General features: G+C 50.4%; 9 protein-coding genes. All 9 read right to left on the bottom strand.

Annotated elements, in window-relative coordinates:
- Positions 1-25 precede the first annotated feature (25 nt).
- The 9 genes from KO508_RS06905 to KO508_RS06865 all read right to left on the bottom strand — a co-directional run bounded on the left by KO508_RS06905 (position 26) and on the right by KO508_RS06865 (position 11,140).
- Entirely contained in the window at positions 26-487 is a 462-nt protein-coding gene (locus KO508_RS06905; RefSeq protein ID WP_216007633.1) for a SufE family protein, read from the bottom strand.
- On the bottom strand, positions 488-1,030 hold the full coding sequence (gene sufT, locus KO508_RS06900) for a putative Fe-S cluster assembly protein SufT (protein WP_216007632.1): 543 nt from the start codon (positions 1,028-1,030) through the stop codon (positions 488-490). It abuts the gene before it with no gap.
- A gap of 37 nt (positions 1,031-1,067) precedes the next feature.
- Positions 1,068-1,421 carry a HesB/IscA family protein gene (locus KO508_RS06895; RefSeq protein WP_216007631.1) on the bottom strand — a complete coding sequence of 118 codons (354 nt, stop codon included), beginning with the start codon at positions 1,419-1,421 and terminating at the stop codon, positions 1,068-1,070.
- Between the two features lie 13 nt (positions 1,422-1,434).
- The gene (locus KO508_RS06890) at positions 1,435-2,688 is read right to left on the bottom strand and encodes an aminotransferase class V-fold PLP-dependent enzyme (protein WP_216007630.1); all 1,254 of its coding nucleotides are present in this window, start codon (positions 2,686-2,688) and stop codon (positions 1,435-1,437) included.
- Positions 2,689-2,693: 5 nt separating this feature from the next.
- Positions 2,694-3,983, bottom strand: a complete 1,290-nt coding sequence (gene sufD / locus KO508_RS06885; RefSeq protein WP_216007629.1) for a Fe-S cluster assembly protein SufD — start codon at positions 3,981-3,983, stop codon at positions 2,694-2,696.
- Between the two features lie 12 nt (positions 3,984-3,995).
- The gene (gene sufC / locus KO508_RS06880) at positions 3,996-4,769 is read right to left on the bottom strand and encodes a Fe-S cluster assembly ATPase SufC (RefSeq protein WP_216007628.1); all 774 of its coding nucleotides are present in this window, start codon (positions 4,767-4,769) and stop codon (positions 3,996-3,998) included.
- Between the two features lie 194 nt (positions 4,770-4,963).
- The gene (sufB, locus tag KO508_RS06875; RefSeq protein WP_216007627.1) at positions 4,964-6,412 is read right to left on the bottom strand and encodes a Fe-S cluster assembly protein SufB; all 1,449 of its coding nucleotides are present in this window, start codon (positions 6,410-6,412) and stop codon (positions 4,964-4,966) included.
- Positions 6,413-6,675: 263 nt separating this feature from the next.
- The gene (locus KO508_RS06870; protein ID WP_216007626.1) at positions 6,676-9,411 is read right to left on the bottom strand and encodes a M16 family metallopeptidase; all 2,736 of its coding nucleotides are present in this window, start codon (positions 9,409-9,411) and stop codon (positions 6,676-6,678) included.
- Positions 9,412-10,930: 1,519 nt separating this feature from the next.
- Entirely contained in the window at positions 10,931-11,140 is a 210-nt protein-coding gene (locus KO508_RS06865; RefSeq protein WP_216007625.1) for a LuxR C-terminal-related transcriptional regulator, read from the bottom strand.
- Positions 11,141-11,589: the final 449 nt, after the last annotated feature.

The following is an 11,589-nucleotide window of genomic DNA, read 5'->3' as shown; positions in this document are numbered from 1 at the left end:
GCACGCTAACGACTGTGCACTCATTTCACGCAGACACAGCAGCCGCTGCAATATCACGAATCTTTCCAATCATGGAGCGCAAGCCGTTGCCACGGGTTGGAGAAATGTGGCGGAACAGGTCCAACTGTTCGAAGATCTCATCTATATCTGTGGCTAGCAAGTCCCTCGGGGTTTTGCCGTTTAGCGCGACCAGAATCATGGCAGCGAGGCCACGCACTATCATTGCGTCTGAATCGATCAGCAGGTAGAGCTTGCCGTCGGCTTCATGGTAGTGGGCAATCAACCAAACCTGGCTTTGGCAACCGTGCACGTAGTTCTCTTCAATCCGCGCGTCGTCCGGAAAGGCAGGTAGCTGTTTGCCTAGGTCAATGATAAACGCATAGCGTTCTTCCCAGTCATCAAGAAACTCAAAGCCGTCGAGAACGTCTTCCAGAGTAGGGTTAGATCCTAGCGGGTTGTCGAGAAAATCTTTTTCTGTAGCTGGCATTTACAGCATTCCCAGTTCTAGCTTGGCTTCATCGGTGAGCATGTCGTTGTTCCAGGGCGGATCAAAGGTCAGCTCTACGGTTACCTTGTCTACGTTGGGGACGTGCTCTAGTTTGGTTTTCACATCGTCGGTAATAACCGGCCCCATGCCACAACCAGCGGCGGTGAGGGTCATCAAAATGTAAATGTGATTGCCTTCTGGCGTACCATTTTCAATCCGGCACTCATAAATAAGGCCCAGATCCACCACATTCACCGGAATTTCCGGGTCGTAGCAGTTGCGGATGGCTTCCCACACTTGGTTTTCGTTAACCGTGCCATCGTCCGGTGTATCAAAGCTGCTTTCCAAGGGCTTTTTACCCAGAGCATCAGCGTTGTGGCCTTCAATGCGGGCAAGGTTGCCGTTGACCGCAACGGTAAAGGTACCGCCCAGTGACTGAGTGATGGTCACAAAGGTGTCTGCCGGAATCATGATTTCTGTTCCAACAGGAACAAGGCGGGCTTCCACCTCGCGTTTGGTCAGGACGACTTCTCTTTCTTGCATGCCTGGTTAGACCTCTTATGGCGCAGGAGAGGGGGGGTCAGCTTACGGTAAAGCTCTCACCACACCCACACTCGGCGGTGGCATTGGGATTGCGGAACTGGAACATGGAGTTTACGCCTTCGGTAACAAAGTCGATCTCGATGCCATTCACCATGGGAAGATGCTCCTCTTTCACAAACACATCAACGCCATCAATGTGGAATACTCTGTCGTCGGGTGCGGCTTCGTCCACCCACTGGGTTTCGTATTTGAAGCCGGAACATCCGCTTTTTCGGATCGCCAATCGTATACCTTTGGCGTTTGCTGCTTTGTCGAGTTGCTTGCGCACGTGCTTGACGGCACTTGGCGTCATTGTGACGCCTACGGTCGGCGTGAAGACTTCGGCTGTCATGGTGTCTCCTCCATCAGGCAAACAGGCGCTGGACTTTCTGTAAGGCGGCAAACAGTTTATCCACCTCGTCCAGAGTATTGTAGAACGCAAAGGAGGCCCGGGCTGTACCGGGAACTCCGTAGAAATCCATCAGTGGCATGGCGCAGTGGTGGCCAGTGCGAATTGCGATGCCTTGCTGATCCAGTAAGGTTCCTATATCACTTGGGTGCAAACCGTCGATTTTAAAGGACATTACGGGAGCTTTTTGCTTTGCGGTGCCGATAATGCTCATGCCGGGAACGGTTTCAACCAGTTGGTTGGCGCGTGCCATCAAGGCATTCTCCGCCGCTTCCATTGCTGGCCGATCGAGGCCGTTAAGATACTCAATGGCAGCCCCTAGACCCACAGCTTCAGCGATTGCCGGTGTACCTGCTTCAAACTTGTAGGGCAGAACGTTCCATGTGGTGCGTTCAAACGATACCCGCTCAATCATCTCGCCGCCGCCTTGATAGGGAGGCATATCTTCCAGCAGCGCGGATTTGCCATAAAGCACGCCAATACCGGTAGGGCCAAACAGCTTGTGGGATGAAAACACGTAAAAGTCGCAATCCAGCGCTTGCACATCCGGCTGAAAGTGGGGGACGGCTTGAGCGCCGTCAAGCAGAGTGATGACACCGCGAGCCTTGGCTTGGCTTACCAGTTCTTTTACCGGGTTGATCGTGCCCAGAACATTGGAAACGTGGGTAACGGCCAGAACGCGGGTGCGATCGTTCAGCAGGCTGTTGAACGCATCCATATCCAGTTCGCCTTCAGGCGAGACTTGAATTGGCATCACCTTTGCGCCGGTGCGCTCTGCAACCATTTGCCAGGGCACAATGTTGGCGTGGTGTTCCATGTGGCTCACCAGAATTTCGTCGCCCGCTTTGAGTTTCGGGGCCAAACCATTGGCAACAAGATTAATGGCTTCAGTGGTGCCTTTTGTCCAGACGATTTCCTGTGTGCTACCTGCATTCAAGAAGGCGCGAATGGTTTCGCGGGCGCCTTCAAAGGCAGCTGTTGCACGGTCACCTAGGGTGTGTGCACCCCGGTGTACATTGGAGTGCATTTCCCGGTAGTAGCGGTCCATGGCATCCAGAACAGTAAGCGGCTTTTGCGCCGAGGCACCGTTATCCAGATACACCAGCGGTTTTCCATTGACCTGTTGCGACAGGATGGGGAAGTCCCGGCGGATGGATTGTACGTCAAACGCCTTATGGGTAGCTGTGTTAGCCATGGACAGATCGTTCATACCACTTAGACCTCTTGGAACGCTTGGTCGAAGAACTGGCTCAGCCGAGCTTGCACAGTATCCCTTACGGCCTCCACCGGAATTTGGGTAACCAGTTCGTTAATGAATGCCATGGTTAGCAGTACGTTGGCTTCCCTGCGACCGATGCCCCGGGAAACCAGATAGAACAACGACTCTTCATTAAGCTGCCCGATGGTTGCGCCATGGGCACACTTTACGTCGTCGGCGTAGATTTCCAGCTCGGGCTTGGTATCGATTTCAGCGCCAGTGGAGAGCAAAAGATTTTTGTTGCTCATATTCGCGTTGGACTTTTGGGCGTCCGGGTGAATATGAATCCGACCGTTGAATACGGCGTGGGATTTATCCGCTGCAATGTTGCGATAGGTTTCTTCGCTGTCGCAATTGGGTGCTACGTGCTCAATAGTCGTGTGGTTGTCGTAGTGTTGTGTGTCTTGAGTTACAACAACGCCATTGAGTTTGCATTCAGCGCCTTTGCCTTCCAGTCGCACCCGTAGGTCGTGGCGTCGCAGTGGGCCGCCAAAGCCTACGCAGTGGCTCTCGAAGCGGGAGCTGCGCTGTTGGGTTACGCCAGTGGCGCCTATGTGTTGTACGTTTTCACCACCCATGCTGAGGCGAATGTTGGTTATATTCGCCCCTTCTGCAAGAGTGAATTCAGTGACAGAGTTTACGAAAACTGCTTCCTCGCCACTGGAAATATACTCTTCAACCAGCGTGAGCTGGCTGTTGCGGCCTGCATCCACAAAGATACGAGGGAAGGCGGAGCCACTGGCGTCTGCTGTCACTTCATGGATTATGAACAATGGTTGGTCAAGCGCGGCGTCTGGCTTTAAGCGAATCACCAGCCCATCTTCAAAACGTGCCGTGTTGAGCCCGGCGAACTGCACGGCTTTTGCGTCAAGTGTACTATCCAAACGCTCAACCAGATCGCTTGCCTCGGCATCTGAAAGATCGCCAAAACGTTGGATGCGGATGTTGTCGAGATCTGGATACTCGCTGGCTTCCGGCATCACAACGCCATTGATGAAAACCACCTTGTAACCGGGAACCGCTAAAGCACTGCCTGTCTTGCCAGTGGTAGGCAATGAGGTCGCCATCTCGTCGGTCAGCTTCAGATACTTACTGGAGTACTTCCAGTTTTCTGTTTTTCGCGTTGGCATGGGCATGTCTACCAAGGCGGCACCACGCTGTTTGCGCAGGGCAAGTAATGGCTCTGGCAATGCCTGACCAGCCGGGTGCAGGAACGCAGGGGAAAGAAGAGTTGGTGCTGGTTTCATTCCGCGGTCTCCTTAATTGGCTGAGTTGGCTGCAGTTTCATCGTCCTTGATGCCAAGCCAAGCGTAACCGCGATCTTCCAGTTCCAGAGCCAGCTCACGGCCACCGGATTTCACAATCTTGCCGTCGGCTAGAACGTGAACAAAGTCTGGAACAATATGATCAAGCAGGCGCTGGTAGTGAGTTACCATCAAAATGGCACGGTCTTCAGCCCGCAGGGCGTTAACGCCGTCAGAAACAACCTTGAGGGCGTCGATGTCCAGACCTGAGTCGGTTTCGTCCAGAATGGCCAGCTTCGGCTGTAGCATGAGAGCTTGCATGATTTCGTTACGCTTTTTCTCGCCACCGGAGAAACCTTCGTTTACACCGCGCTTGAGGAACGCAGGGTCGAGATCCACTTGCTTGGATACTTCTCGGGCAAGCTTCATAAATTCAGCGGCGTTCATTTCTGATTCGCCCCTGTGGTGACGCATGGCGTTTACCGAAGTGCGCATGAACTGCAGGTTGCTAACGCCGGGAATCTCGACGGGGTACTGAAAGGCCAGAAACACGCCATCCCGTGCCCGCTCTTCGGTCTCTTTTTCAAGCAGGTTTTCACCATTCATGGTGACGCTGCCTGAAGTAACTTCAAATGCGTCGTTACCGGCAAGCACCTGAGACAGAGTACTTTTGCCCGAACCATTCGGGCCCATAATGGCATGTACTTCCCCAGCCTTGATTTCCAAGTTGATGCCCTTGAGGATTTCTTTGCCCTCAACGGATGCGTGCAGGTTTTTGATGCTCAGCATTTGTTTGCTTCTCTCTATTAACCGACGAAATTTTGTGCCCGCCCCAGACTTGGGGAGAGTCAGCCATCGGGTAGGCCCTTCCGGGATGCGCTGTGAATACGTCCATGTACGCTCGTCAAAATCATCCCTGATTTTGACGATCCCGGAAGGGCCTACCCGACTGCTTCCGCGATACGTTTGTGTTTGCTGCCCTGTTAACCAACGGAACCTTCAAGGCTTACTTCCAGAAGCTTGCCGGCTTCAACCGCAAACTCCATGGGAAGTTCCTTGAAAACGTCTTTACAGAAACCGTTCACAATCATCGAAACGGCCCGTTCCATATCAATACCGCGCTGGCGGCAAAGGAACATCTGCTCGTCGCTCACTTTCGACGTGGTGGCCTCGTGTTCAACGATGGCGGATTTGTTCAAGCTCTCAATGTACGGGAAGGTGTGCGCTCCGCACTGATCTCCGATCAGCAGCGAATCACATTCGGTAAAGTTGCGCGCGCCTTCTGCCCGGGGGCCAAATTTGACCAAACCGCGATAAACGTTAGAGCTTTTGCCGGCTGAAATACCCTTGGAGATGATGGTGCTGGTAGTGTTCTTACCCAGATGAATCATCTTGGTGCCGGTGTCGGCCTGTTGGTGGTTGTGGGTAAGTGCTACGGAATAGAACTCGCCAACGCTGCCTTCACCGCGCAGGATGCAGCTGGGATACTTCCAAGTGATGGCCGAGCCGGTTTCTACCTGAGTCCAGGAAACCTTGGAGTTCTTGCCGATACAGGCGGCGCGCTTGGTTACAAAGTTGTAGATGCCGCCTTTGCCGTTCTCGTCGCCCGGGTACCAGTTCTGTACCGTGGAATATTTGATCTCGGCATTGTCTAGAGCGACCAACTCAACCACCGCTGCGTGTAATTGGTTTTCATCGCGCATGGGGGCGGTACAGCCTTCCAGATAGCTTACGTAACTGCCTTCATCGGCAATGATCAGTGTACGCTCGAACTGGCCGGTGTTTGCGGCGTTGATGCGGAAGTAGGTGGACAGCTCCATGGGGCAGCGAACGCCCTTGGGAACATATACAAAGGTTCCGTCCGAGAAGACCGCAGCGTTAAGGCCAGCAAAAAAGTTGTCTGTATGGGGGACAACAGTGCCGAGATATTTTTGCACCAGCTCCGGATAGTCGCGCACGGCTTCCGAGATAGAGCAGAAGATAACACCTGCTTTTGCCAGCGGCTCTTTGAACGTAGTGGCGACCGATACTGAGTCGAAAACGGCATCTACGGCTACGCCAGCAAGTTTTGCGTGTTCGTGCAGAGGGATACCCAGTTTTTCATAGGTTTTCAGCAGCTCGGGATCTACTTCATCAAGGCTCTGGGGCATGTCTTCTTTGCGCTTCGGGGCCGAGTAGTAGGAAACTGAGTTGTAATCGATTCTGTCATAGCCCAGATGAGCCCAATCGGGTTCTTCCATTTCAAGCCAGCGACGATAGGCCTTGAGGCGCCACTCCAGCATGAACTGCGGCTCTTTCTTGATCTCAGAAAGGCGGGTGATAACGTCTTCACTCAAACCGGGTTCGAAGGTATCGACTTCGATATCTGTTACGAAACCATGTTCGTATTCCCGTTTGATCAGTTCGTTCACCTCTTTGTTGGCGGTCGTCATGATCGTCGCTCCGTATTCTCTCTCGCGGGCTCTAAGACCCTTTGGTTTGCCGGCAACCGAAGTGGGTTGCGGGGCCTGATCTGTCTGCTTCTGGTTCGTAATTGTACAATACCATACTAAATTAGTCAGGTATTAAATTGCGGGAACACAAATTATAGCGTACTACACCCGCCAGAGGCTAAGTCTGGCGGGTGTAGTAGCTCTATATTTGCTTTGTAGGGGAGGGGGCTAAGTACAGGCGTTCGAGGATGATCACTGCTGAGTTATTTCGTTTCGTTCGGGCCTACGATAACCTCAATCATATTTTCTGCGATCAAGTAGCGACGCGCGACGGAATTGACATCGTCAACAGTCAGTGAGGTAAAAGCATTGTTGCGTTCGATCCAGAAAGCCAGCGTAATATCTTCCCGTAGCTGTCCAGTCAGTATGTTCTGGATGTTTTTATTCACTTTCAGGTATTGGCTTCGTTGGTTAAGGATTGTTCTTTTGGCCATGTCCAGCTCGTCTTGGGAGATTCCCGACTCTGCCAGCCGGGCGATTTCTTCTTTTATGATGTCTACGAACAACTTGCCTTTCCCTGCTGGAAAATCACCTTCAATACTGATTCTTGCAGCGTTTCCAGTTGTTGGGAGCCGCAGGGAGGAATGAAGGTTGTATGTCAGATTTTCGTGTTCGCGTAGTCGTTTGCCCAACCGCGAGGCTATGGGGTGTCGTCCCAGAATGTGTTCTGCAACAAAGAGGGCAGCTGCATCTTCTGAATTACCATTGGCGGGAAAATACAGTCGTCCGATGTAGTAGCCCCCGGTTGTATTGGTGCTCACCGCACGGAGCACGGGTTTCCGTTCCTCGTGTGAGGCGATGGCCCGCTGATAAGGCGTTTTGCTTACCCAGCTGCCGAAAAGTGACTCCAGCCTTGCCCTGGTCTTTTCCAGATCAAAATCTCCGCTGATGGCAAGCTCCCCATGCTGGGCTCCATAAAAAGACTGGTGAAAGTCTAATACGTCTTCCCGCGTAACATTCTCAATCATCGCTCGCATTTCCTGAGGTTCTGTATAGCGACGGATGTCACCTGCAGCATAGGTGTTGACCTGTCGATGCATTTCAAGAGAAGCAATGCGGGCTGGAGTGTCCGGGGGAATCCGGAGAGCTTGCAGGCGTTGGCGTTTGAGTAAGTCAAACTCCTGTTGGGGAAACGCTGGGTGTTGCAGCACGTCGGCAATCAACGCCAGTAGTTCCGGAAGGCTATCTGGAGGGCTCTCGAACTTGATTGTCAGCATGTTACCGTGCGGAACCATGGAAAAGCCCGTCCCGAGCTGGTTCGCTCGATCCACTACCTCTTGATAGCTTAGTGTGTGGGTGCCGCGTATAAGCAGGGTTCCAGCCATATCAGAGACAGCGCGTTTATTGTGAAGGCTCTTCAGGTCGCCAAAACGCAGGTTCAGCCGGCCCTGCACGCCCCCCGGTGCTCCAGGCAAGGGGCGCAGGGCGACTTTCATGCCGTTTTTAAGCGTGCTCCGTTTAATACTGTTTTCGATCTCCATTATTCGGGTGTTGAACCTGGCTACGTCGGGCATTTTTTCAGGCGTTGCGGGCGAAGCTTGCCTGATGGCGTCAGGTGACACATTTGCCTGCTCTCGGGTTTGCTGGCGAGTAGGCTGGTGTGCATCATCGCTTCCGGCAATCAAGTACCCTATGACGGGCCTCTCGCTGGAAAAAAGAGCTTCACTGTGTTTGCGCACTTGCTGCAGGTCCAGCGATTCTATGTCATCAAAACGACGTAATTGCAGTTGCCAGTCTCCCGTGGCTACAGACTCGGACAGTAAATTGGATAAGGCGGCGGGGTCGTCCATGATTCTTGGTTTCAGAAAGCGCATTGCTGTCTTCGCTCTTTCCAGTTCATCGGCGGATACCGGATCTAAGCGTAGTGCTTTGAATTGTTCTGTCAGTGCCTGTTGCACTTCTTGATGAGAGCTGCCTTCTGTCAGGATGGCACCGAACAGGTACTGCCCCCTCTGTTGGAAAGCTTGTTGCAGGGCAAACACTGCCTGAACTTTCCCCGGAACCACTAACGCTTGATAGAGTCGGCCGTGGGGCTCCCCTGCAAATATATCCGCCAATACAGCCAGTGCCGTGTTGCTATCGTCATCAGCCGCGGGTATTCCGTAGCCCAGTGCAAGAACGTTGACGTTGCCCTGATGTACCTTGGTAGTCCCATCCCCGCGCTCTGGCATCGTTGGTGACGGTTCAGGCTTTACCTGTCGAGAGAGGGTGATATCGGAGAAATATAAAGAAATAGCCTCTAACGCTTGTTGCGGATCGAAGCCGCCCGTCAGTACAAGGGTAGCGTTATCCGGGTGATAATAGTGTTCATAAAACCGGTGCAGGACTTCAGGAGTGATAGTACTGAGTTCGTCGAGAGTTCCGAGAACGGGACGGCCATAGGCTTTCTCTCCCCATGCTCTGGCGAGCATACTTTCTCCCAGTGCGCCCAGAGGCTGGTCTTTTGCCCGTGTTATTTCCTGATGGATCACCTCAAGCTCGTTGCTCATATCTTCAGGAGAAAAATGCAGGCTGGTCATGCGCTCCGCTTCCAGTGCCAGCAGGTAATTCAGGCTATTCATGTCCGATTCGAAAGCGGCCGAGTAACGGGTGCGATCAAAGCTCGTGTTGGCATTGAAGTGAATGCCCCGCTTGCGCAGGCCAGATACAAGCTGTTCGCCGGTTCTCTGTTTTGTTCCCTTGAACATCATGTGTTCAAGAAAATGTGCCGTCCCGCTCTTGGCCGCAGGGTCTTCCAGACTACCTGTTCGATAAACCAGATCAACGTGAATTGTCTCAGCGGAAGCGTCTGGGGCAAGGAGGATGTTTAAACCGTTGTCCAGGCGGTATTCTGATATGCCTTCCATAGTTTTTATTGGTACAGGGAGCTTTGTTTCTGTTCCATGCCCATAGAAGGCAGAAAGCGAGAGGAATAACATCAACGTGATATGACGAATCATCAAAGTGTCCTTACTATTGTTATGCAATTTCGTAGGTATCCAGTCGAACATCTTCGATGACTGAACCTTTATTCAACTGGATAATTCGGTGAGCCATAGCGACTGTCCTAGCTGCCGAATTGATATGTCTCCGATGCGCATATCTCCTTCAAATACCAATAACATTCCCAGTGTCAGAGTGTTGCCCAGTACGGTCACCTCCTCCCTAACATACAAAAGGAGCATCCGTTCGAGGGCCAGAGCGAGCAGAAATATGTGGTCCAGAGCTCGCTAATGGTGGGTTTTTCATTCTATTTCGTTCTTATTAGGTTGTTGATTCCAAAATAGAGCGTGCATATACCTATAGAAAGTAATTCTGTGCCTATAATGAAAGCTGTTTTGGTGTCGCCATAATTTGCTCTAACGAATTCTATAAATACTATTCCTAGTAGCAGTAATCCTAAGCATGGGATAATAAACCATGGATTTGTATTTTCTGGTCTTTGGTTTTCCATTTTTTTTGCATCTTTTGTCAGAGATAATCCTTTAATAACTGCATTTGTAATGCATATAATGAAAACCAAGGTGGATGTTGACATTGCGATGTCTAGATATTCAATTTTATTTGGAGGTAGTCCAATATTTTTGTTTAAAAAGCAAAAAATTATGGCCAGCCCAGAGCCCCACCCAGAAACGATCGTTAATTTTGATTCCAGTATTTTTTTCATTGATGTAAGATATTTAAAGATATGATTTTTTGATCTTTGTTGGCTGATTCTGTTGAATATTAAGCGAGATATTCTAAGATAGAAGTTTCAAGTGGCAATCCTACAGATGTAGGGGGTATCCTTTTCAAATTGGGTGACAACTTAACCTGTAATTCCTCCCTGTAACTCTCCCCTTATTATATTTGTCCGCTCTTTTGAGTAGAGGGTTAAGCAGCCTTTCGTGGTCTGGTTGGAGGGATGCCCAGAGAAACTTCTTAGTGCAATTCTTGCATTCATCTCAAGGTAAATTTTGCAGCAGGCACTAAGCTGCCGGTGAGACTTTCTAAATCTGTTAACGAAACCTACGTCCTCTTTCATTTTGATTGTCCTTTTTAGAGTGGGTTATGCGTTCTATAAGGCCGACAATGCGGCTAACGTTATAAGTAGTAATCCTATGTATTCAATGTGGTAATTGTGTTCGGTATCTTCATCCCATAATAAGCTGGCCTTTCTGTTAAAGGTCTTGGGTTTGTTTGTTCCTCCAAGAAGTATCATGGCAATTCCAAGATTTAAGAATCCGAGTTCATAGTTAGCCGACGAAATCTGATTTATTGAAATAGAAAATTGAAATAGTGAGCCTATTGCTAGGGCTGACAAGATGACAATGTCTTTTGAGGCTATTTCTCGCATTTTTGAAAACAGGTTTTTCTCTTTGTTTCTGTTCATTGTTATGTGCAATTTAATAAAATTTTGGTTTTATAAGTATGAATTGTTGAATTTAAGATCTAGTCTATGTTTTATGATTTTCACGTTAATTTTTTTAGTCGGAAGTCCTAAATGTCTAGGGGGGATGTTTTTTCAAGCTCGGCATGATAGGCGGCGATTAGCTCCATGCGAGAGAAAACATTTCTTTTTCGCAATAAGGAGGATACGTGATCTCTGACGGTAATTTCGCTGATGTTTAGCTGTGCTGCGATCTGCTTGTTTGTTTTTCCCTGGATACGAAGTTTAAAGACATCTTGTTCTCTACTGGTCACTCTCATGCTGCTTTTCCTTTACTTGACCGCCCTATATTTTTCCTGTCATTGAGAAGACAGGTTCGAGAATCCACTCATAGATTTTCCGCTTTTCAGAACCTGCCCCTGTGCAGGAGCCAGTATTCTGAGTACGCCCTGATTTGGAACAAGCAATCCGGGAGCGGTGGCTTTGCGGGTATGGAAGCCAAGGAGAAGAAACGCTAATGCTAGAAGAATTAATAACAGTGCGGATAGACCAATGAATGCATATCTTCCGGGCTGATGAATCAATGCCTGACCTAGGTGGCTGGATTGCTTTGCTTGGGCTGCCTCTGGTCTGTACAGGGGGAAGACTTGTTGCACGATGGGTCCATCCATGGCTTGCTGTCTGATAACCGAGTGGGTACTTGGTTTTACTGTTAGGTAGAGTTCCGATTATGTCCTTATGGGAGCCTTCCCCCCTCTGTCAGCCTAGT

Origin of the sequence: Marinobacter salexigens (genome assembly GCF_018860765.1) — a bacterium.
Taxonomy (GTDB): domain Bacteria; phylum Pseudomonadota; class Gammaproteobacteria; order Pseudomonadales; family Oleiphilaceae; genus Marinobacter; species Marinobacter salexigens_A.
The sequence above is the reverse complement of the archived record's forward strand: the minus strand, read 5'-3'. Positions and strand labels throughout refer to the sequence as shown.